General features: G+C 73.4%; 16 protein-coding genes. 13 read left to right on the forward strand and 3 right to left on the reverse strand.

The genetic code is table 11. From position 1 onward, the window contains the following. Positions 1-4: 4 nt before the first annotated feature. Genes D456_RS26845 through D456_RS27080 form a run of 5 tightly spaced genes read left to right on the forward strand, consistent with a single transcriptional unit; the run spans position 5 to position 8,183 of the window. A complete protein-coding gene (locus tag D456_RS26845) occupies positions 5-2,701 on the forward strand; it encodes a fibronectin type III domain-containing protein (protein ID WP_026115769.1) in 2,697 nt (898 codons plus the stop codon). Then, the gene (locus tag D456_RS0111220) at positions 2,698-3,936 is read left to right on the forward strand and encodes a TRAFAC clade GTPase domain-containing protein (RefSeq protein ID WP_040699111.1); all 1,239 of its coding nucleotides are present in this window, start codon (positions 2,698-2,700) and stop codon (positions 3,934-3,936) included. Before D456_RS26845 ends, D456_RS0111220 begins: the two co-directional genes overlap by 4 nt. Positions 3,937-3,961: 25 nt before the next feature. After that, positions 3,962-6,535: a GTPase-associated protein 1-related protein gene (locus tag D456_RS0111225; protein ID WP_017576279.1), complete on the forward strand. Its 2,574-nt coding sequence runs from the start codon at positions 3,962-3,964 to the stop codon at positions 6,533-6,535. Then, positions 6,532-8,025, forward strand: coding sequence for a TRAFAC clade GTPase domain-containing protein (locus D456_RS0111230; RefSeq protein WP_239643813.1), 1,494 nt, complete (start codon positions 6,532-6,534; stop codon positions 8,023-8,025). The genes D456_RS0111225 and D456_RS0111230 overlap by 4 nt, the downstream gene beginning before the upstream one ends. Then, positions 8,022-8,183 (forward strand): hypothetical protein, encoded by a 162-nt coding sequence (locus tag D456_RS27080; RefSeq protein ID WP_017576281.1) that lies wholly within the window; start codon positions 8,022-8,024, stop codon positions 8,181-8,183. Before D456_RS0111230 ends, D456_RS27080 begins: the two co-directional genes overlap by 4 nt. A 92-nt stretch (positions 8,184-8,275) precedes the next feature. Here D456_RS27080 and D456_RS0111240 read toward each other — a convergent pair whose 3' ends face one another. Further along, the gene (locus D456_RS0111240; protein WP_017576282.1) at positions 8,276-9,214 is read right to left on the reverse strand and encodes a VOC family protein; all 939 of its coding nucleotides are present in this window, start codon (positions 9,212-9,214) and stop codon (positions 8,276-8,278) included. 163 nt (positions 9,215-9,377) lie between these two features. Next, a complete protein-coding gene (locus D456_RS0111245; protein ID WP_017576283.1) occupies positions 9,378-9,815 on the reverse strand; it encodes a YkvA family protein in 438 nt (145 codons plus the stop codon). 701 nt (positions 9,816-10,516) lie between these two features. On the opposite strand from D456_RS0111245, the gene D456_RS0111250 reads away from it, so the two are divergent. The 8 genes from D456_RS0111250 to D456_RS0111285 all read left to right on the forward strand — a co-directional run bounded on the left by D456_RS0111250 (position 10,517) and on the right by D456_RS0111285 (position 18,407). Then, on the forward strand, positions 10,517-11,716 hold the full coding sequence (locus D456_RS0111250) for a hypothetical protein (RefSeq protein ID WP_017576284.1): 1,200 nt from the start codon (positions 10,517-10,519) through the stop codon (positions 11,714-11,716). Positions 11,717-11,858: 142 nt separating this feature from the next. Then, positions 11,859-12,635, forward strand: a complete 777-nt coding sequence (gene cpaB / locus D456_RS0111255) for a Flp pilus assembly protein CpaB (protein ID WP_017576285.1) — start codon at positions 11,859-11,861, stop codon at positions 12,633-12,635. Next, a complete protein-coding gene (locus D456_RS0111260) occupies positions 12,632-13,978 on the forward strand; it encodes an AAA family ATPase (protein ID WP_017576286.1) in 1,347 nt (448 codons plus the stop codon). Before cpaB ends, D456_RS0111260 begins: the two co-directional genes overlap by 4 nt. Next, entirely contained in the window at positions 13,962-14,411 is a 450-nt protein-coding gene (locus D456_RS0111265; RefSeq protein ID WP_017576287.1) for a TadE/TadG family type IV pilus assembly protein, read from the forward strand. The genes D456_RS0111260 and D456_RS0111265 overlap by 17 nt, the downstream gene beginning before the upstream one ends. 286 nt (positions 14,412-14,697) lie before the next feature. Further along, positions 14,698-15,021 carry a TadE/TadG family type IV pilus assembly protein gene (locus tag D456_RS0111270; RefSeq protein WP_017576288.1) on the forward strand — a complete coding sequence of 108 codons (324 nt, stop codon included), beginning with the start codon at positions 14,698-14,700 and terminating at the stop codon, positions 15,019-15,021. Between the two features lie 48 nt (positions 15,022-15,069). Next, a complete protein-coding gene (locus tag D456_RS0111275; protein WP_017576289.1) occupies positions 15,070-16,464 on the forward strand; it encodes a CpaF family protein in 1,395 nt (464 codons plus the stop codon). Between the two features lie 40 nt (positions 16,465-16,504). Further along, on the forward strand, positions 16,505-17,455 hold the full coding sequence (locus D456_RS0111280; RefSeq protein ID WP_017576290.1) for a type II secretion system F family protein: 951 nt from the start codon (positions 16,505-16,507) through the stop codon (positions 17,453-17,455). A gap of 13 nt (positions 17,456-17,468) precedes the next feature. Then, positions 17,469-18,407: a type II secretion system F family protein gene (locus tag D456_RS0111285; RefSeq protein ID WP_193373828.1), complete on the forward strand. Its 939-nt coding sequence runs from the start codon at positions 17,469-17,471 to the stop codon at positions 18,405-18,407. A 301-nt stretch (positions 18,408-18,708) separates the two neighbouring features. On the opposite strand, the gene D456_RS0111290 is transcribed toward D456_RS0111285, so the two are convergent. Then, positions 18,709-20,946 (reverse strand): serine/threonine-protein kinase, encoded by a 2,238-nt coding sequence (locus D456_RS0111290; RefSeq protein WP_017576292.1) that lies wholly within the window; start codon positions 20,944-20,946, stop codon positions 18,709-18,711. Between the last annotated feature and the right edge of the window lie 984 nt (positions 20,947-21,930).

Below are 21,930 nucleotides of genomic sequence, written 5' to 3' on the forward strand. Positions count from 1 at the left end.
CCCGATGTCCTGGGACGCTCGGGACCGCAAACGCTACGAGGACGAGGTACTCGTACCCGCGCGGGTGGAGGGCCCGCACGCGGACCTGTTCGTGCGCTACGACATCGGCCCGGCGCTGGAGCGGCGGCTGCGCACGGACCCGGAGGCCTTCACCGAGCACGTGGAGCAGGTGTGCACGCACTGGCGGGGGCTGCGGGTGCGCCGCCGGGCGTTGAAGAAGGTGCTGGTGGAACTGGTGGCGGCGCACGAGCGCCTGGCGCGGGCGGGGTGCCTGACGTACGCGCACTTCGCAGCCGTCCGTGAGCAGGAGCGGGTGCAGGCGGGCCGGGAGTGGGCCGAGGTCGCCGGCAGTCTGACGACGTCGCTGTTGGAGCGTGCGGAGCTGCGCGGCATGATCCGGTCGGTGGGCATCGACGAGCCGCGCGCCGAACGGGTGTTGGCCGACCGGGGTGTGCAGGTGGTGGAGGGGCTGCCGCGCCTGCCGGTACGGGCTCCGGTGGCCACGTTCCGGACGTTGCGGGAGAACCTGCGTACACGTGGGGCGGTGTTCTCGCCGGAGGTGGTGTTCGGTCGCCGGAACCTGGAGCAGGGGTTCACCGTGCTGGACGGGTTCCGGCTGGCCGACGGTTCGGGGTTGGACGAGGAGGCGTTGGCGCGGGCGCGGACCCGGTTGGGGGTGGAGGCCCTCACCGACGGCAAGGCGGCCGCGGAGAACGTGCTGTCGATCCTGCGGGCGGACGGCGACCGGGACCGGCGTGAGGCGATCGTGTTGTGGGAGATCGTCGACGATCTGCGGGGCCGCCCGGCGGCGTTGTCGGAGTCGGGGCTGGTGCGCCCGTGGGTGCGGTCGGGTCTGGACGAGCGGGAGGCCCTCCTGTTGGCGGCGGCGGTGCGGCGTGCCGACCCGGGGCCGGACGAGGGGACGCGGACCGAGGCCGAGGTGCGGGCGTTGTTGGCCGACAACCTGTTGCGGGAGGCCCAGCGGGGGGTGGTGGACCTTCCGGAGGGGCACGGGTTGCGTCGGGCGGTGGCCGAGCGGTGCGAGCAGGTCGCGGGGTTGGTGCGCGGGGCGGAGGAGGCTCTACGCGGTGATCGGCCGGAGGAGGCGGCCCGTGCGCTGTCGTCCGCGGTGGAGGTGGCCGCCGACGACAAGGTTCTGACCGACCGGTTGGCGGAGATCGCGCCGGCGGCGCCGCGGTCGGTGTCGGCGCGGGTGCGGGGCCGCGGGTCCGTGGTGTCCTGGCAGCCCAGCCCGAGTCTGGCGGGCGGGGTGCGTTACCGGGTGGAACGTGTGACCGGGCGCGGCACGGCGGCACGCAGCACCGTGGTGGGTGAGTTGGCCGGGACCGAGCTGGTCGATCCGGAGCTGCCGGTGGGTACCGACGCCCGGTACTCGGTGGTCGCGGTGCGTGGAGGCCGTGCTTCCTCGGCACCGGTGGTTTCGGAGGCGGTGATGCTGACCCCGGAGGTGGCCGATCTGCGGCTGCGTTCGGGACGGTGTTCGGTGAGGGGTTCCTGGCGGGCGCCGGAGGAGGCGGTCCGGGTGGAGGTGCTGCGTGCGTGCGGAGCTTCCCCGCGCGGGGCGGGCGACGGTGTTGCTGTGCCCACGGACGGGTCGGGGTTCCAGGACCACACGGTGGAGCCGGGGCGGGAGTACTTCTACCGGGTCCGGGTGGTGTACCTGACCTCGTCCGGGCTCACGCGTACCTCGGAGGGGCTGGTGCGCCGGGCTGCGCCTGGGCCGGGTCCGTTGCCGGTGCCGGATCTGGCGGTGGAGCACCGGGCCGGGTCCACGGTGGTGTCGTGGTCCCCGCTCCCGCTCGGCCGTGTGTCGGTGTGGGTGGGTCCGCGTGAGCCCGTGTGGCCTCGGGGGACCCGGCTGAGCGAGCACGACCTGGCGGCGTTCGGTACCGAGGCGGCGGAGGCTCCGGAGCCGGTGGCGGGCGGCCGGACCGGGGTACGGGTGCCGGTCCCGCCGGGCACGAGCCACGTGCTGGCGGTGACGGTGGCCGGTGAGGAGCGGGTGGCGGGTGCGCACTGCCGGGTCACGGAGGTGCCGCAGGTACGGGACCTGCGGACCCAGCGGTTCGGGTCGACGGTGCGGTTGTCGTGGTCCTGGCCCGAGCACGCGGCCCGTGCCTTGGTGCTGTGGAGCCCGCCGGGGTCCGGGCACGGGAGCGGGGACGAGGCCGGGCACGGGGACGAGGCCGCGGACGGGGGCGGCCGTTCGTTCTGTTCCCGGCGCCGGTACGAGCGCGAGGGCGGGTTCGAGGCGGCGATGGGGCCGGGCCCGATGGAGGTGTCGGTGTACACGGCGGTGCCCGATGGGGCTGGTGAGGCGATGAGCGCTCCGGTGCGGACGAGGGTGCCGGGTGCGGTGGTGGTGGCCTACCGGGTGGAGCCGGCGGGGTGGTGGCGTCGGGAGCGCACGGTGCACCTGACCGCGGAGACCTCCGGGGAGGTGCCCGAGATCGCGGTGGTGCACGCCCCGGGCCGGGTCCAGCCGCACTCGGTGGCGCAGGGGCAGGTGTTGGCGACCTTCCCGGCCGGGCCCCGGAGGGCGGGTGAGCACACGCAGGTGCGGGTGCGCCCGCCCCGGGGTTCGGGGCCGGGCTGGCTCATGTGTTTTCTGGTGTCGGAGTCTGAAGGGTCGGCTCAGGTGCGGTTGCGTCAACCCTCGGTACGGGAGTTGCGGTTGTGAGATGGCGTGTTCCGCGGGCGCTGCCGGTACCGCCGCAGAAGCGGCCGCTGGTGTGCCCGTACTGCTACGCGGACTTTCCCGCACGGCGGATCCGGTTCCGGTGCACCGGGCTGCCCGGTCCCCGCGGCCGGCGCTGCGAACCGGTGGAGGACGCGGCGCTGCGGACGCATCTGGGGCGGCGCGAGGTGTTGCCGCCGGTCTTCGACGCGGACGGACGGCGCGGGCACGCGATCTGTACGGGGTGCCGGGGGCGGACGGGCCGGCAGGTGTGCCCGGTGTGCCACGCGCAGCTGCCGGTGCGGTTCGCGCGGATCCGGGGGCGGCTCATCGCTCTGGTCGGGGCGCGTGAGGTCGGCAAGACGGTGTTCATGACGGTGCTGGTGCACGAGTTGATGAACCGGGTCGGGTCCCGTCTGGGCGCGTCGGTGGGCGGTTCGGACGACCGGACCCGGCAGCGGTTCGTCGCCGACCACGAGGCCCCGCTCTACGACCGGGCGACGTTACTGCAGGCCACGCGGCCGACGGGACTCGTGCGGGAGCCGTTGGTGTTCCGGTTCACGACCCGGAACCGGGCCCCGTGGGGTGTGCGCTCGCCGCGGCACACGCTGCTGTCCTTCTTCGACACCGCCGGGGAGGACCTGACCAGCCAGGAGAGCGTGGCGGCGCACCTGCGCTACTTGGACCGCGCCGACGGGATCGTGCTGTTGGTGGACCCGCTGCGGTTGGCGGGTGTGCGCGACCTGTTGGGTCCGGGCACGGACCTGCCGCCGCCCGCCGGCCCCGGTGAGGACCCGCTGCACGTGCTGGAGCGGGTCACCGAGGCGCTGGTGCTGGGGCGGGCGCCGACCCGGCGGTGGGTGGAGGTGCCGTTGGCGGTGTGCGTGACCAAGCTCGACGTGCTGCGCGAACACTTGGACGACGGCTCCCCGCTGCGGCGTCCGCAACCGGACGCGGCGCATCCGGGGGCGGCCGACGGCCAGGACGTGCACGCCCAGATCCAGCAACTCCTGCACCGGTGGGGCGGGGGCGGCATCGACGACCACGTGCGTACCCATTACCGGCGGGCCCGCTACTTCGGGGTCTCGGCGCTGGGTGCGGACCCGGGGCCGGGGCGGCGGGTGCACGGCGGTGTGCGCCCGTACCGGGTGGCCGACCCGTTCCTGTGGCTGCTCGGTGAGTTCGGTGTGGTGCCGGGCCGGCCCGGCGGCTCGGGGACACCGGGCCCGTTCACGTAGTTACCACGGAAGGCGGCCTGACCCGATGGGTTTTGCGCAGTTGTACTACACCTCCTGTGAGCGCGGCCTGGGCGGCCACGCCGGGTACCAGTTCAACGCTGCGACCCCGGGTGTGGACGCGCGGGTGCTGCGTGAGGTGGAGCGGTTCACCGCCTACGAACCGCCGAGGTCGGTCCCGGTGGAGGAGGTTTCGGCGCACCCGGTGAGCCTGAGTTACGCGCCGGATCTGGCCGGGGCGCGGGTGGTGAGCCGGGTGGTCTCCAACGGGCCGGACCCGTCGGGGCGGCCGGGCAACTACTTCGCGCACAGCCTGGTGTGGCCGGGGGCCGGGGACACGGACGCGGCGGTGCTGCCGGCGGAGCTGTGGGGGGCGGGTTTCTGGACGCAGGTGCCCTCCCCCGGCCCGGAGCTGCCGTTGCTGCGTTCGCCCTCGGCCCCGTTGGACCGGGTGCGCACGGGCCTGTGGCAGGGCTCGTGCGGGGTGCGGGCCTCGGAGGTGGCCCGGTTGTTGGGTGCGGTGGATGCGGCGGTGGACGGCGGGAACCCGGTGCTGGTGGTGGCCGACAGCGCGTCGGTCGCGCACTGGGTCGCGCTGGTCTCGCACCTGCTGCCGCCCGCTCGGGCCCGGGCCGTGGGGTTCACGACCTACTGCGGGCGGCCCGGGGAGACGTTCGCGCACGTGGTGGGTGTGCCTCCCGGGACCGACACCGAGGGGTTGCGGGCCCGGTTCGTGGTCTTTCGGCCCCCGCAGCACGGGTGGGCGGGGGACGGGCCCCGCCTTCCGGAGATCACGGGGGCACACCGGGGCCTGGCGCACGCGCTCGTGGCGGCCGGCCCGGAGCAGGCCCCGGAGCTGTGGCGGCGCCTGGCGCGCTACGGCTCGGGGCGGGAACGTTCCCTGGCCGACTGGTGGCCGGTCCTGGTGGCTTCCTCGGTGGTGGAGGGCCCGGGCCGGGTCACGCCCGAGCAGTGGGAGACCGCCCGCAGGTGGTGGGCCGGCGCCTCCTGGTTGCCGCGACGGACCCTGGCCGGGGCCCTGTCCCGTTTCCTGGACGGGTACGGCCCCGATCTGCCGTCCGGGGCGCTGGAGGACCTGTGGACACTGGCCCACCGCGCGGGTTCGGCATCCCTGGCCGAGCGGCTGGAGAGCGAGGCGGCGCTGCGGTCCCTGCGTTCGGTGGCCGCGGGCGAGGAAGTTCCCGAAGCGGTGCCTCTGCGCTCGGTGCGGGCGCGGGAGGCGGCTCGCGAGCGGATCGGGACGCTCCTGGAGGGCCGGGCTCCGGGCCTGCACCCGGACCGGGTCCTGGCGTTGTTGGCGTGGGCGCGGGCCGCCCGGTGCGGGGTCCCCGAGCGGTCTCTGGAGCGCTACGGGGCCAGTGCGGTCGCCGGGCTGATCCAGGGCCTGCCCGAGGGCGCCGTCCCGGACCCGTCGGTGGCGAGGCTGGTCCGGGCGCGCGCGGGGGTGCGCCGGGGGCTGGCCGGTGCGCTCTCGGAGCTGCCCCGGGAGCGGTTGGCGCGGATCGCGGCGGGGCCGGTGGGCGTGTGGACCGCCCGCGACCGCGACCCGGCGGGTGTGGTGCTGCGTGAGCTGTACCGGGTGTCCTCACCCCACCCCGACCCGGCCGGGCTCGTGCGTGAGCTCATGGACGCGCGTCGGCGGGCCCGCCCGTACTCGCCTGCGGGGCTGCCCGAGCACGACCTGGACACCGAGCTGCTGGGACGGGTGCTGGGTCCGGCGGGCGCCCCGGGCCCGGCCGAGCAGACCCTGGTGCGGTTGTGGCGTTCCGATCTGCTCGCGCCGGGGGTGGCCGGTTGGATCGGGGACGCGTTGACGTCGGTGCCGTGGCCGGAGCGGTTGCGTGCCTGGCACCGGTTGGCGGCGGCGTTGTCCGGGCACTGGCTGCGGCCGAGTCTGCCTTTGGAGGCCGTTCGTGTCCTGGAGGGGTGGGAGGGGGCCCGTCCGGCGCTGCGGGCGTTGGCGCGCGCCCCGGACGGTGAGTTCGCGCAGGAGGGGCCCTGGCGTGTGTTGCGGGAGTGTTCGGAGCGAGCGCATCCCGCGGTGCGTGAGGTGGTGCGCCGGCGGGCGGCGGAAACGTTGTCGGCCCGTCGGGACCCGGACACGCTCGCCGGGGCGCTGGGGTGGTGTCCGGCCGCGGTGCTGGACGCCTACGCCGACCGTGTCGGGCGGGCGCTGGTCGGGGACGGTCCGGATCCGGCGTTGGCGGCGTCGGTCTTCGCGGCGGCGCGTTCGCACGCGTGGCCACGGGACACCGGTCCCCGTGGTGCCGGGGATCCGGGTGCCGGGCAGACAGGTGCCGGGGGGCCGGGGGCCGCTTGGTCCACCGTGTCCGAACCAGGACATGCGGCCGGTGGTGCCGCGCTCGTGTCCCGTGGCTCCGTTCCGGGGGCCGCGGCGGACCGGGCGGCACGGCTCACCGACGAGGTCCTGTCCCCGGTGCTGTCCACGTGGGGGCGCCGCCGTACCAACGCCGTCCGACGCCTGCTGCCCGCTGCCCTGGCCGCCGAGTTCGACGTGTGGTTGCGCGGCGTGCGCGGACCGGGCCCCCTGCGCCGCTGGTGGGAGGGGTGGGACCGGTGAGGAACGAGGGATGCGGCCTGCCCTCGCTGCTCGCGCTCCTGGTGGGGCTGCCGGTGTGTGTGGTCGCGGTGCTCAACTGGCCGATCGTCGTGGCGGCTCTGCTGACCGTGCCCCTGGTGGCGGGGATCGTCGCCGTGTGCCTCGGGGCGCTGTCGTTGACCTGGCTCTACGTGCGTACCGTGCACGCGGTCCTGTTCGCCGGCGCCCACCCCGACGAGCCGGCGCCCGGGCCCGGGGACGATCCTGCCCACTGCAGTTACCACGGCGGCCCGGCCTGGGCGGATCTGTGCGCGGTGGTCGGTGGTACCTGGCGGTCCTCGGCCCCCTGGACGCTCCTGCTCGCTCCGCACGTGGCCCTGTACACGGCGGCGGTGGCGCTCCACCAGTGCGCGGCCTGGGTCTGCGTGGGGGTGCTCCGTGCGGTCGACGCGGCGTTGTTGGTACTGCGGCGGGTGCGGATGGTGTGCCCGCACTGTTTCCGGCGCCTGGGGTATCCGGCCTACGCGTGTGAGTGCGGGCGCCGGCACACCGCGATCCGGCCCGGACGGCGCGGGATCCTGTGGCGTGTGTGCCTGTGCGCGTCGCGTATGCCGACTCTGCTGCTGTTCGGTACCGCCGATCTGCACACGGTCTGCCCCTACTGCACCCACACCCTGGAGCACCGTCCCGGGGAGGCGCCCGAGCTGGTGCTGCCGCTCTTCGGTGGTGCCGGGGCGGGCAAGACCCGCCTGGTCAACGGGTTGTACCGGGCGCTGGAGCAGGGCGCCGAGCCCTTCCCGGACGCCTACGCCGACACGGTGGGCCACGGGGCGCGCCAGTGCCTGGGTGAGGCCCGCGCGGTGCTCCGTCCTTCGGCGCGGACCCTGCCGACCCTGCCGGGGCACCGGGTCCGCGGCCTGACGGTGCGGGTGGGCGCCGGCGGCAGCACCCTGCTCCTTCAGCTCTACGACGCGGCCGGGGAGCGGTTCGCCCGTACCTCGACCGTGGGCGAGCTGGGCTATCTGGGCCAGGCAGCCACGTTCCTGCTGGTGGTGGACCCGCTCGGGAGCGATGCGGTGTGGTCCCCCCTGGGTCCGGCCGAGCGTGAAGAGCTCGCCCCGGTGCGTTCGCGCACGCGCGACCCCGAGCTCGCCTACGGCCAGGTGCTGGAGGAGGTCGAACGCCGGCTCGGGCCTGCGGTGCGCCGGGCCCGCCTGGGGGTGGTGGTCACCCGTGGGGACCTGTTGCGGGGGACCTCGATCGCCCCGGACGGTACCGGCCAGGAGGCGTTGTCCCACTGGGCCGAGCATACGCTGGGTCTGGGGAACCTGCTGCGGTCGGCGCGTGCCCACTTCGGCCGGGTGCGCGTGTTCCACACCTGCGCCGTGACCGATCCGGACGGGCGGGTCGATCCCAGCCTGGGCCGTCTGCTGCGGTGGGTGTTAGAGGGCCTGCCGTCCGCGTTCGGTGCCCTGGTGGAGGAACCGGAGCTCCTGGACGGCCCCGGGTGAGCGCCCCCCGGCACCGTGCGCAGCGCCGCGGACTGGGTGTGCTGGTGTTGGCGGGATCGGTGGTGTTCACCGCGGTCCTGCTCACCACGGTCGCGTTCCAGGGATGGCAGGCGTTGGCGGCGCTGTGGGACTGGGCCCTGGCCGCCAACGGGCGTTGAGGGCCCTGCGTCCAGGGCCCTCGAGGCAGGACCCGTGCTGCGCTCGAGCGCTCCGCCCGGTCGCTCGGCCCGTGTCAGGGGCCGGAACCGGCTCAGAGTCTCAGCAGGTCGTCGACGCCGGTACCGGGCAGGCTGACGGTGACCTGGGTCCGCCACGGGTCCTGCACGGAGACGGACCGCCCGTCGTCGGCGAACGCGACGTCCTTCGCCCTCAGGCGCTCGACCAGGAGGTCGAGGTCCTCGCGTGCCGGCACGGTCACCGCGACGTCCCCGAGCCCCAGCCGGGAGGCCCGCGGGCCCACGCCCCTGCTGTTCCAGGTGTTCATCGCCACGTGGTGGTGGTAACCGCCGGCCGCGGCGAACAGGGCCCCGGGGTAGCTGCGCACGGTGGTCTCGAAGCCGAGGGTGTCGACGTAGAAGTCCCGGGCCCGGTCGATGTCGCCCACCTGCAGGTGGACGTGGCCCACCTTCCCCGGCAGGCGGGGCGCGGTCTCGACGGTGGACTCGTCCAGGTGGGTGCGCAGGAAGGCGTTGGGGTCGAGGGGGTCGGTGGCCATCCGGAGTTCGCCGTCCGGGGCGTAGGTCCACTCGGAGCGGTCGCGGTCGATGTAGAGCTCGATCCCGTTGCCCTCGGGGTCGGTGAAGTAGAACGCCTCGCTGACCAGGTGGTCGGAGGATCCCACGAACCGGCTGCGGCTGTCCTTGGCGGCGCGGTAGACGGTCGCGGCCAGGCTCCGGGCGTCCTCGAAGAGGAACGCGGTGTGGAACAGGCCGGCCTCGCGCGGGTCCACACCCGGCAGGTCCGGGGTGGCGATGAGCCGGACCATCGGAACGGTCCCCCGTCCGAGTACCCGGTGGACCTCCCGCCCGTGCGCACGCTCCTCGACGGGTTCGAGGGCCAGCGCGTCCGCGTAGTAGGAGCTCATCAGCTCCAGATCGCCCACCCGGAGCGTGACCGCGTCCATCGCGGTGTCCGGCGCGAGTGTGCGTATGGGATCGTATGCGGACTGCAGTGGTGCGCCACCGGCCATGGTTGTTCCCTTCGACACTGCGGGGGCAGCAGGGCGTGCCCCTGCGCCGTGTACTCAGCACAACCGCGGGGCACGGCGGGGCATTCGTCCGCAGGCGGTGAAATCGGCCACTCGGCGTCCGTTCCGGGTGTCCGGGCCGCCCGCCGCTGGGACGGCCCCGGTCTCAGCGCCGGCCGGCCGCGCCGGATTCGGTGTACACACCCTGGTGGGTGCTGCCGGAGCGGGCCTGTCCGCGGTAGGGCTCGCCCTGCTCGGTGTAGGTGGCCTGTTGGGCGGCCGCGTCGCGCTCCCACTCGACGTAACGCTCGCTCTCCCCGAGCAGCATCGTGGTGAGCCAGACGGCGACACCGATGTCGTCGACCAGGCCGAACACCGAGAAGAGGAGCTCGGGGACGAAGTCCACGGGCGAGAGGATGTAACCGGCCATGACGAGCATGGCGAGCAGTTTGCCGCTGCTCAGCTCGGGGTAGCGGCCGCGCAGTTTGGCCCCGAGCATGCGGGGGACGGCGAGGGCCCGCTGCCACACGGACACCCGTCCTCCGGTGTTCTGGATGACCTGCCAGGCCGCCGCTCCCGCGGCGGCGCGGTTGTACTTGCGCATCGTTGATCTCCTCGGGGGGATGTGGCTACTCAAGATATGACGCGAAACCGCCCCTGAACGTTCCCGAACACGGCCGGGCGAACCTCACAGAATCACGGGTGCGAGCCGGAACACGGGGTGTGCAGCGCTTCCGGGGCCGCCACGGAGCCGCTGCCACCCGGACGGGGCGCCTTGCCCAGGGCCCGTGCGCCGGGGCCCGCGCGGCGCACGGGAAGGACGCGCCGTCCACAGGCAGGAGATCGGCTCTGGCCCTCGGCGCTCCCGGCATGGATCGTGGGGAAGGTGCGCAACGACCCTCACGAAGGGAACAGAACCGCCGATAACAACTGGACCCGATCCCTGTCCACACCTCACCCCGCGGTTGGCCACATCCGGCCATCCGCGAACCACCCCGGGCCCGACCGCCCCACCCCGACCACCCGTTCCCGGCCGCGAGTCGCCTGGTCGGGGCTCTCCCCGGCCCCAGGGCGACCACCGTCCCCGGACGCGACCCTGTGTGCTCCGCCGTACACCCCCGACCGCACCGACGTGCCCGGGAGGTCCGGCGGGGCCTCCCACGCCCGAGGACACATTGGTTACGATGCGTCCGAGTGGCGCCCACGAGCAACAGCGCCCCTCACCGAGCCCCGACCCCGAACCCCCGCGGGACCGAACGACGCGTCAGACCCACCCGAGTGCGCAGAACCGATGGAGCTTGCCCAGTGTCCAGAGCCCTTCCGCGGTCGGCCACGGCCGTCGCCCTGTTGGCGGACATCCCCAGCACGGGCCACGTGGGCGAGGTCCGGGCGCAGCGGTTCGCGATGCACGGAGACGGCATCGGCGAACGCAGCGCCGCGTTCGTCGACTTCGCCCGCGCACGGGCCGAGGCGGGCCAGAAGGTCGTCGCCCTCTACCCGTCCTGGCAGCCGGAGACGGCCGTGCGCGCCGTCAACTTCGCCCGGGGCGCCACTCGGGACGACCACGTCGCCGGCATCGCCGTGGACCTGTCACCCCTGGCGCTCTCACTCGTGGCCGACCAGCTCGCCTACCTGACCCCCTACGTACCCCCGGGCATGGTGGCCGGGCTCAGCGACGAACTACCCAAACACCTGCTGGCGGGCGCGTGGCTGCGCAACGTCTCCAACCTGGCGAGCTTCCCGGTGTCCCTGCGCCAGCAGATGGGGTCGCTCGCTCCGTCGGTGTCCTACCTGGCCTACTGCGCGCCCACGCGCAGCCTGGAACGTATGCGTCCCCCGGAGGTCGAACGCACACTGCCCTTCCGCCCGGTGCGCCCGGTGCAACTGCTGTGCTCGACCCCCGACCCGGCCCTGACCGGACCCTTCGACGAGAACCTGCCCCGGGCCATCGGCCCGGTGGCCACCCGCCGGCTGCCCGCCCAACCGCTGGGCCCCGTCTACTGGGGCACGTCCAAGTACGTGGAGTTCGTGGCGCTGAGTGCCCACCCCCAGGCCCTGGCCTACGCCGCCGGCGCACTGCGCACCGCCCTGTGCACCTGGTGCGGCGAACCGACACGTTCCAGACCCTGCCCCTTCTGCTCGGGCAACGCGACCCGGCCGCTGCCGCCGCGCCCGAGCGAGCCCCCGCCCCCGCAGGGTGGCTCCACCTCCCCCACGGGCGGCAGGCAGGCCCCGGCCGGCCCCGCACCGGCGCCGACGCCCGCTCCGCCCACGGGGCCCGCTCCCCCGCTGCCCGCACACCCCCGGCCCGGACCGCGGGCCGAAGCAGTACCGCCCCGCGAGCACCGGACGGCCCCCGGGCGTGCCCGCGGTACCGCCCACAACGGGGCCCCGCCGACCGACCCGCCCCACAACCGGCCCCCCGAACCCGAGCCCCTGCCCGACCTCACCACCCACGCACCCCCCGGACACGCACCGGAGGCACGCAGCCCCCACCCCCGATGAAGCCCCGGGGGCCGCGTCCGTCCCGGGAACCCCTCCCATGAGCGGATGCCCGGCCCGGTGCCGACCCGCCGACCGCACCATGCCCGCCCCACATCCCCCGAGAGCACCCGACACGATTCCCTGAACGGAAAGAACTGCCCCTATGAACCCCCGTCAGCGACGCGGCGTCCTGCTCATGGTGGTGGCCGCCACAGGCGCCGTGGCCGTGTTCGCCTCCGTCTTCGTGTACCTGCGCAGCCAGCAGGACCAGCTCGGCGAGTTCGCGACCGTGCTGCGCGTGTCCTCCGAGATCGAGGCCGGGCAGGCCGTCGGCGCCGAGCACGTGGAGCAGGAGAGCGTGCCTCGCATGTACTTCGACGAGGAACTCTTCCTCAGCGACCTGGCCGACGTCGACACCCCCTCCGACCAGGAGCTCGTGGCCGCGACCCACCTGGAGGAGGGTTCACTCCTGCAGCGCGGCATGGTCCAGCCCCAGCCCACCCTGACCACCGGCGAACGCGAGATCGCGATCATGGTCAACGCCGAGACCGGTGTGGCGGGCAAGGTCCAACGCGGCTCGGTCGTGGACATCTACGGCACGTTCCAGGCCGGCGGGCGCGGCGACGCGTGCGCGGTACGGGTCCTGACCGAGGTCGAGGTGCTCGACATCGGGGAGCTGCGCCCGCAGGAGGGTCCCGACGGCGGCAGCACCGGGGTGGTCCCGGTGACCTTCCGTCTGGAACCGGGCTCGGCGCTGGAACTGGCCTACGCCGAGGACTTCTCCACCAAACTCCGCCTGGCGCTGGTCAGTGCCGACGGGGGCGGCGACCCAGGCGCCGACGAGTTCTGCAGCGACGACTTCTCCGACCAGTTCTCCGGTGGCGGCGGTGGCGGCGGTGGCGACCAGCACCGCGCCCCGGCAGAGGAGGGGACGCCGTGAACTTCCGTGTACTGGCGGGCATGCCGACCTCCGAGACGGAGATGGTGCTGTCCGCGCGTTTCGACGAACTCTCCACCGCCGACCTGGTGGCCTCGCGGGGCAGCACCGCGACGCTGATCGAGGCCGCCGGGGAGTTCCCCGAACTCGACGTGGTCCTCATCCACCAGGACCTGGGCCCCGCCCCGGTCTTCGACGCGATACGCGACCTCTCGCACCGTCACCCCCAGCTCGCGGTCCTGCTGGTGTCCACGACGATGGACTCCGACACCTTCACCGCCGCGATGGAGGCGGGCGCCCGCGGGGTGATGCCGGCCGACTCCGGGATCGCCGAGCTGGAGACCCGGGTGGCCAAGGCCGCCGAGTGGTCGCGCACCCTGCGCCGCCACCTGGAGTCGGCCTCCCTGGACCTGCCGGTCACGGGCGTGCGCGGGCGCGTGGTGACCCTCAGCGGCGCCAAGGGCGGTGTCGGTACCACCACGTGCGCGGTACAGCTGGCCATGGCCGCGGCGGCCAAGGACCGGGTGGTGTGCCTGGTCGACCTGGACCTGCAGACCGGCGACCTGCCCGCCTTCCTCAACCTGCGGCACCGGCGCTCCATCAGCGACCTGGTCGAGGCCGGCGAGGACATCACCCCGGGCATGCTGTCGGAGACCCTCTACGTCGACCCCCGCGGCCCGCACGTACTGCTCGCCCCCGAACACGGCGAACGCGGTGAGGACGTGACCGCACGGGCCGCCCGACGGGTGCTGACGGCGCTGCGTTCGCGCTACGAGCTGGTGCTGGTCGACTGCGGTTCCACGATGAACGAGGCCACGGCCATGGCGGTGGAGATGGCCGACCGCTCCGTGGTCACCGTCACCCCGGACGTGCCCTCCACGCGGGGCGCGCAACGGCTGTCGGCGCTGTGGGAACGGTTGCAGATCCGTGCGCAGGACGACGTGTTCACACTGGTGACCCGGCACAGCCGCAAGAACGAGATCCAGCCCGACTTCCTGCGCCGGCTGCTGGGCACACAGGTGTTGCGCACCCCGATCCCGGCCTCCTACCGGGGGTTGGAACCCGGGGAGAACAACGGCGACCCCACCAAGGTCACCGACGAGGGGCTGCGCAAGGCCTTCTCCCGGGTGGCCTCGGAACTGGAGCTGCTGGACGCGCCCGAGGGGACCTCCCCGGGTGCGGGCAAGGGTGCGGTCCCCACCCCGCCCGGGGGTAGCCGGGCACCGTCCGGGCCCATGCCCTCCACACGGGACGTGTCGGGGTTCCTGAACGCCTCGGCCGGGGCCGGGAGCCAGGGCAACGGGCGGGGTCCGGGACCGCACGGGGCCGGTGGGTCCGGTGGTTGAGCACGGGACGGACCGGCGCAAGGCCCTCCGTCGGGCCCGCTCGGACCACGGCGGGGTCGTCGTCGAGTTCGCCGCTGTCGTCCCGTTCCTGATGCTCGCCCTGGTACTGGTGTGGCAGGTGATTCTCATCGGGATCACCTCGATGTATGCCTCCCACGCCTCGTCCGAGGCCGCCCGCCAGGCCGCCGTCACCCCCGACGACACCGCACTGATCGACGAGGAGGCCCGCAAACGGGTCCGGCCCCCGTGGGACGGAGAGGACACGATGAGCGTCGACATCGTCGAACGCGACGGCGGACGGTTCGCCCGGGTGTCCTTGTCCATGCCGATCTTCCTGCCGGGCGCGGCCGGGCCCTGGGACGTGACCGGGGAATCAGCGGTCGTGCCGGAGGTCGCTCCGCTCGACGGCTCCGGAGGGGGGAACCGCGGTTGAGTACCCGAGAGCCCGACCGGTGGGGTCCTTCCGTCGCGAGCGGTGTGTCCAGTGGTGCTCTCGCAGATCCGGAGAAGGAGTCAGGGTGGGGTCCTGTCGACCGATGAGAACACGGCGGGAGCGCCGCCGGGACGAGGCGCAGCAGCAGGTGCTGCGCCGCAAGGCGTCCGTTGAGGGTCGGCGGCGGGCGACGGCGTGGGCCGGTCTCCGCCGAGCAGGCACCGGGCTCCGCAGGGGACCGGCACGGTGGCGCGCCGGGGGCAGCGGCGCCGACCGGGGCGGGCCGATGCTGGAATTCGCGGTCGTCTTCCCGATCCTGCTCGTGGTGGTCGTGGTCGCCCTGGAGGCCTTCTTCGCCTTCGTGGCCGTCGAACGCCTGGAGTCGGCCGCCCGGGCCGGGGCCCGTGTGGCCGGCGCCCAGCAGCTGGAGGGGGCCGAGTCCACCGCGCGCCGGGCCCTGCCCGTGTGGCTGGAGGATGCCGCGGTCACCAGCGGCACCAACGAGTCCGACGGGTTCTACGTGGAGGTCTCCCACCCGCTGCCGATCGTGTTCTCCTCGGCCGGGTTCGACCTGTCGCTGACCCGCCGGGTGGACATGCCGAATGTGTAGGTGCAGGGGCACGCACGCCGACGACACCGAACGAGGGGGATGAGGACGATGGGTCTCAAGGACCGTCTGGAGGAGGACCGCGCCTCGGAGGGGCGCGCCGACCGCGGCAGTGTCACGCACTGGCGGCGCCGGTTGCTGGCCGAGATCAACCTGGAGGACCTCACCCGCCTCACCCTCGCCCAGCGCCGGGTGCGCCTGGAGAAGGTCGTCGGGCACATCCTCACCCGTGAGGGCCCGGTGCTGGCCGAACGCGAACGGTCGGTACTGATCCGCCGGGTCGTGGACGAGGCGCTGGGGCTGGGGGTGCTCGAACCGCTGCTCGCCGACGAGACCGTCACCGAGATCATGGTCAACGGCCCCGACAACGTCTTCGTCGAACGCGACGGGCGGATGCAGCGTGTGGACGCGAGCTTCAACGGCGAGGACCAGCTGTACCAGACCATCGACCGCATCGTCTCGATGGTGAACCGGCGCGTGGACGAGTCCTCCCCCATGGTGGACGCGCGCCTGCCCAGCGGCGAGCGGGTCAACGTGATCATCCCGCCCCTGTCGCTGTCGGGGCCGGTGTTGACGATCCGGCGGTTCCCCAAGCCCTACCCCATCGAGGACCTGGTGCGGATGGGCAGTCTGGACTCTCCCACGGGGATCCTGCTGGCGGCGATGGTGCGGGCCCGGTTCAACATCGTGGTCTCCGGCGGGACCGGCAGCGGGAAGACGACGTTCCTGAACGCGTTGTCGGCGTTCGTGCCGCCGACCGAGCGCATCGTGACCATCGAGGACTCCGCCGAGCTGCAACTGATGCAGGAGCACGTGGTGCGTCTGGAGTCGCGTCCGCCCAACATCGAGGGCCAGGGGGCGATCGCCATCCGCGACCTGGTGCGCAACGCGCTGCGGATGCGTCCGGACCGCATCATCGTCGGTGAGGTGCGCGGTCCCGAGACCGTCGACATGCTGCAGGCGATGAACACCGGCCACGACGGTTCCCTGGTGACGGTGCACGCCAACTCCGCCGACGACGCCATCCACCGGTTGCAGACGCTCGCGACGATGGGTGAGGGGCTGATCCCCTACGACGCGCTGCGCGACCAGATCAACAACGCCGTCGACGCGATCGTGCACCTGGGCCGGTGGCCGGACGGGTCGCGCCGGGTGGAGGAGATCGCGGTGGTCTCCTCCAAGCGGCGCGAGGAGTTCCGGTTGGACTCGGTGCTGGAGTTCGAGGCCGAACCGATCGGACCCGACAGGAACGTGGAGGGCTCCTTCCGGCACCACCCGCTGCCGCGCCACATCGCAGGGCGGATCTACCACGTCGGCGAGGCGGTGCCCGCGACCTTCGGTGTGGCCGCCGGCGGGGGCGGCCCCGCGGGAGACAACGGCCCCGGCGGCGGCCCCGCGCAGGGTCCCCCACCGCAGCAGCCTCCCGGACGCCCGCCCGTGAGCTGACCCCTCCCCCACATCCCCCGAAGGAAGGACGGAACCCCCGGTGAACTGGGAGATCCTGGCCGACTGGCGCATCTCGGCGATCCTGCTCGCCCTGGTGCTGGTGCTGGCCGTGGCGCTGTGGGCGCTGTGGGAGTTCGTCTCCGGCACCCAGCAGCAGCGGATGATCGCCGAACGCAGCGCCCTCGAACGCGCCGAGCACGAGGCGGCCGCCCCCATGGCCCGGTTGGAGGTGGCGCTGTTCCGCACCCAGTGGGGCGCACGCCTGCACCGGCGCATCGCGCGGTCGGGTGCCGACATCCGGCTGTCCACGTTCGTGGTGGCGCTGTCGGCCGGGGCGCTGTCGGCGGTCGTGGTGGTCTGGCAGGTGCTGGCTCCCTTCTTCGGGCTGCTGGCGGCTGCCGGGGTGGCGTTCCTGTTCTTCTCCTACTTGAACCGGGCCGAGGCCAAGCGGCGGGAGGAGTTCACCGCCCAGCTGCCCGACCTGGCGCGGGTGCTGGGCAACGCCACCTCGGCCGGGCTGGCCCTGCCCACGGCCGTGGCTATGGCCGCCGAGGAGCTCGACGGCCCGGCCGGGGAGGAGCTGGCGCGCATGACCGAGTCGATGAAGCTCGGGGCGAGCTTCGAGGAGGCCGTCGCCGAACTGCGCGAACGGATGCCTTCCCGGGAACTCGGGGTGCTGCTGGCCACGCTCGTGGTCTCCTCGAGGTCGGGCGGTTCGCTGGTCACGGCGTTGCGCAACATCTCCTCGACCCTGGAGCACCGCAAGGAGACCCGGCGCGAGGTGCGCACGACCCTGAGCGAGACGACCAGCACGGTGTGGGCGTTGGGGGCCATGTCGGTGGGTGCGGTCTTCCTCATCAACTCGATCGAACCCGGGATCATGCGTGTGATGACCACCTCCGTGTCCGGGATCGCGGTGCTGCTGGTGGTGGCCGCGCTGTTCACGCTCGGGTTCGTACTGGTCAACCGGATCACCCGGTTCGAGCTGTAGGGGTAGGTGGATCATGGTTGCGGTGTCGATGGGACAGTTCTCCGCCACGGCGGTGCCCCTCGGGCTGGCTGCGGCCGCCGCGGGGGTCGTGCTGCTGGCCGCGTACGCGGTGAACCTGCTGCGTTCCCGCACGCAGGTGACCGTGCAAGGACCCACGATCGGTTCCACCCCCCGGCCGGAACGCGGCTCGGAGGGGGTGTTCGTGCTGCACCGCCTCACCGAGGCGCTCGGAGGCCCTCTGGCGCCGTCGGTCCTTCGGTCCTTCGGGGAGCGGCGCCGGTCGGCGGTCGCCGAGCGGATCGAGGCCGCCGGACGCCCCGACGGTCTCACCGTGGAACGTTACGTGCGGCGCCGCACCGGTGAGGTCGTGCTCTACGGCGGTGTGGGACTGCTGGTGCTGCTGGCCGGCCAGGTGTTCCTGGGCGTGGTGGTGTTCGCGTTCGTCTTCATGACCGACCTCAACCTGTACGTGCAGGCCCAGGAACGGGCCGACAAGGTGCAGTCGCAGCTGCCCGACTTCCTGGACGTGCTCGCGGTGACGGTGAGCGCGGGGATGTCGTTCCGCGCTGCGGTGGGCCGGGTCGCCGACTCCATGCCCGGGGTGCTCTCGGAGGAGTTCAAGCTGGCCCTGCAGCAGATGGAGCTGGGCACCTCGCGCCGGGAGGCCTTCGAGATGCTGCGCCGGCGCAACCGGAACGAGTCGCTGAGCAAGTTCGTCACCGCGATCCAGCAGGCGGAGGAGCTGGGCGCGCCGCTGAGCCAGACCCTGGTCGACATCAGCCAGGACATGCGCCGCGCGGACGCGCAGTACATGCGCCGGAAGGCACAGCGGCTCAACCCCCGCGTGACGATGGTGACGGCGGTGACGCTGTTGCCCGGGTTGTTGATCCTGGTGGTCGGGTCGATGTTCATCGGTACCGAGGTCGACCTCGGTCTCGTCCTCGGGGGCTGACGACGGCCCGCCTCCGGGGCCGGGCCGCAGGGGGCGGGGGAAGGTGCCCACCGGGGTGCCGGGTTCCGTCCCGTCCCGGCATCCCGGTGGTGTCCGTCCGCGAGTCCGGACACCTGTGATGGTGGCAGCTCCCGGCGACAGTTGTGCGAACCGGCGGTGAAACCCCGGCGAGCCCGCCGCGCCCTGAACAGGCGCCGGGGCCGTCCCGCCGGAGGTGTTCCGGCGTGCCTTCACCGGAACCGGCCGCGGTCGCCGGTGCTCCCGTGGCACCGGCGGGCGGCGTTCCGGAGACCCTTCCGGTTCACTCCCGGGCCGGGCTCCCGCCGGCCCGGACCTCGCCGGGTTCGGGCACACGCAGATCCGTCCCGGTGTCGAAGGAGACGAAGGTGTACTCGGTGTACCACCACCGCGGGTACCCCTCCTCGCCCGTGCCCAGGTCCTCGGGGGACAGCCGCAGCGATGTGGGACGCAGGTGGAAGTGGGCCTCCTCCTCCCACGAGAACTCCAGTGGCACCCCTTCCTCGGTGGTTACCAGGGTGAAAACGGCCGGGTCTGCCGCGGGGTTGTGGGAGGCGGAGAACTCCCCCTCGATCCACACCGCGTCGCGTTCGCCGGCGGGGCGCCCGCCGGCGAGGTGGGGGTAGGCGTCCTCGGCGGGCCGGGAGGGGACGTAGTCGGCCCGCCGGTACCCGACGATCCTGCCGCCGTCGACCGCCGAACGCAGCGGGGCCGTGATCGCCTCGCGGGTGTGCTCGTCGGCCCGGTCGGGCTCGGCCGATTCGGTCCAGGAGGCGCGGTCCCCGCCGCGGGAGGTGTCCCCGGCGTCGAGGAGGCGCCCCTCCCACCACATGCGGTCGCTCGTGGGACCGCCGCCACCGACGGTGCTGTTCCAGCGCAGCGCCTCTTCGGGGGCGCTCTGGTAACGGACCCGGTCGTAGAGGGTCGGTCCTCGTGTCCGGGCGTTCTGGTGGGGGCCGGTGCCGTTGCCCCCGCGGGTGAGGATGGTGAGTTCGAAGGTCTCGGCGGTGAGCACGGCGTCGCGGGCGCGCACGAGTAGTTCGTCGCCGGCGGCGTGGGGGTAGCGGCGTTCGGGCTGCTCCGGTCCGAAGGCGTCGAGGAGGGCTCCCCCGGCCGCGGTTACGACGATCAGTACGAGGAGGCCGGCCACGAGTACGGCGTCCCGGCCGGAACCCCTGGGTCTTCCCGGGGTGCGTGCGGCCGGGAGGGACCGCGGCGGCGGGTCCTGTTGCCAAGCGGGATCGTCGTCGGTGGCTGGGACGTCGGGCCACATGCGGTCGAGGTGGCGGCGTGCGGGCGAGGCCGGACCGGCCCCTTCGCGAGGCCCCCGTGGTGTGCGCGTCCGTCCGGGCCTCACCGGAGAGGCACCGGAAGGCCTTTTTCTCCGGTATCCGCACCTGAGCACATTCGGAGACTCTCCGGATCCTTCCCCGCCGGGATCGGAAAACGGTCGTTCCACCTTCAACCAGGGAAGATTCTCTTCCCTCTCCGGAAACGGCACCTCACCGTTTCCACCAGGGCCCTCCCATTCGGGTCCGGGCTCCGCCAGGTGCATTTCCGCAGACCGCGGCCGGTGCACGGAACCACCTGCTCCCTCCGGTCCCCGGCAGGGCGGCTCTGTTTCGTCCCCGGGCTCCTCCGTCCCGCCACGAGAACCCCGTCCGCCCGCTCCCCCACCATTGCCCGGGCCGGCCGGGGGCGGGTACTCGGCCGGGAACCGTTCGAGTACCCGCAGGCACGCCCGGGCGGCGGCCCGCGCGGTGGGCCGTTCCCGCGGGTCCGCGGACAGCGCCCGGCGCAGCAGCGGACGCAGGCCCAGCGGTGCGGCGGACAGTTCCACCCGGTCGAGCCGGGCGCGCTCCTCCGACTCGGCGAGGTCGCCACCGTTGCCGAACGGCGGTTGCCCCGACGCGGCCAGAACCACCACGCACGCCCAGGCGAACACGTCGGAGGCCGGTTCGGGCGGGGCTCCGGCGTAACGTTCCGGAGCCAGCCACCCGGGTGCGCCCGCCACGGGAGCGGGGGCCGAGTCGTCGATGCGGCGGGCGATCCCGAAGTCCCTGAGCCAGGGCCCGTCGGGCGCCAGGATCACGGTGGCCGGTTCGACGTCGCCGTGCACGGTGCCCGCCGCGTGGACGGCGACCAGGGCCTCGGCGATGCCGGCGGCCAGGCACAGGAGCGCACCCTCGGGCAGAGGGCCGCGCGCGTCGGTCCAGGTGGCCAGGTCGACGCCGGGCAGGTGGTCCAGCGCGGCCCAGGGGCGTGCGGCGTGGGTACCGCCTCTGCGTGCGGTGAGCAGGTGCGCGCCGCTCTCCGGTACTGCCGGGGCCCGGGCGGTGGGCTCGCGTCCGCGGTGGGCGAGTTCGAGGGCGCAGCGGGCGCCGCCGGGGGCGAGCGCCGCGTACACGGTGCCCATGGCACCGGCGCGGAGGCGGCCGATCAGGCGATGGCCGCCGATCTTGACCGGGTCGGCGGGTTCGAGGGGACCGATGCGGAGGGTGGGGATGGCAGGAGGGGCCATGGGGATCGGCTTCTTCCGCGCGTCGGTGATGCCGGGGTTCGTGTGCGGATGTACCGATCCTGGACGCCCACAAACGTCCGGGACGGACACGAATTACTCACTTCACGGCCCCGCCCGTTCGCACGCCCGTGCCCGTGTGGACCCTTGCTCGCCGACCCGCGCCGCGCGGGGGTGCCGGGTGCGGTGAACGGCCCGGCCACAGCGCGGCCCCGAGGACGGCCCGAGACCCCGGGTTCGGGCGCTTCCCCGCACAAGGGCAAGTGGACATCACTCCCGGAAGCGGGCGAATCGTGACGACTTCGGGGTGACTTCGGGAAAACACGCCCCAGGGACCGGACCACGCAGCTAGCATTGACTGAGTTCCGGCACTTCGGGCGCGGCATCCGGGTCGCCCCACATCCGGAATACCGCTATTGCGCCCGACCGAACGAAGCGCCTTCGGCCAGTTTCCCAGACGGGTTCGAAGACAGAATTCTTGTGTGGTAGAAATATGAACACCGGGAAGCCGACACCCTCCTTGAACGGGAACGGGTTTCCCGGAGGAAGGGACCTCTTTCCCGTCGATGTCGGGGGACTAACGGCGTGATGTGTCACGCCGGAGCGGGAAAGAGGTTGCCTTCCACATTGGTCACGGCGGCGCACGCCGCCAGGGGGAGGCCATGACCTGGGCCGCTCCTTCGGCCCGAGGACGAAGTGAGGGTTCGCAGAACACGGTGAGGCCGGGCTGACGAGAACGGACGCCTGTCGTTTCCCGGTCTTGAGGGAGAGTCACCTGTGTTCGCCGACGCGGCCCTCGAGTTGTCCCTCGGGCACGGGGCGGACCGATCTTCACGATCGGTTCGTGCTGGTGGAGCGGCCGTACGAGGGGAGGCCCCGGTGCTTGGGGGAGCATCGGGGCCGCACCCCACCGGGCCGGTGCACACCGCGGTCATCCGTGGTGTCACGGCCCGCGGGAGGGGCCGGGGAGACACGTGCCGTAGGCAG

The organism is Nocardiopsis kunsanensis DSM 44524 (assembly GCF_000340965.1).
In the GTDB taxonomy this organism is placed as follows: domain Bacteria; phylum Actinomycetota; class Actinomycetes; order Streptosporangiales; family Streptosporangiaceae; genus Nocardiopsis; species Nocardiopsis kunsanensis.

Excerpts from the sequence above, each read along its gene's own strand:
- D456_RS26845 (WP_026115769.1), top strand. The coding sequence starts at position 5 with ATGTCCTGGGACGCTCGGGACCGCAAACGCTACGAGGACGAGGTACTC.
- D456_RS0111225 (WP_017576279.1), top strand. The coding sequence starts at position 3,962 with ATGGGTTTTGCGCAGTTGTACTACACCTCCTGTGAGCGCGGCCTGGGC.
- D456_RS0111240 (WP_017576282.1), bottom strand. The coding sequence starts at position 9,214 with ATGGCCGGTGGCGCACCACTGCAGTCCGCATACGATCCCATACGCACA.
- D456_RS0111245 (WP_017576283.1), bottom strand. The coding sequence starts at position 9,815 with ATGCGCAAGTACAACCGCGCCGCCGCGGGAGCGGCGGCCTGGCAGGTC.
- cpaB (WP_017576285.1), top strand. The coding sequence starts at position 11,859 with ATGAACCCCCGTCAGCGACGCGGCGTCCTGCTCATGGTGGTGGCCGCC.
- D456_RS0111270 (WP_017576288.1), top strand. The coding sequence starts at position 14,698 with ATGCTGGAATTCGCGGTCGTCTTCCCGATCCTGCTCGTGGTGGTCGTG.
- D456_RS0111275 (WP_017576289.1), top strand. The coding sequence starts at position 15,070 with ATGGGTCTCAAGGACCGTCTGGAGGAGGACCGCGCCTCGGAGGGGCGC.
- D456_RS0111285 (WP_193373828.1), top strand. The coding sequence starts at position 17,469 with ATGGTTGCGGTGTCGATGGGACAGTTCTCCGCCACGGCGGTGCCCCTC.
- D456_RS0111290 (WP_017576292.1), bottom strand. The coding sequence starts at position 20,946 with ATGGCCCCTCCTGCCATCCCCACCCTCCGCATCGGTCCCCTCGAACCC.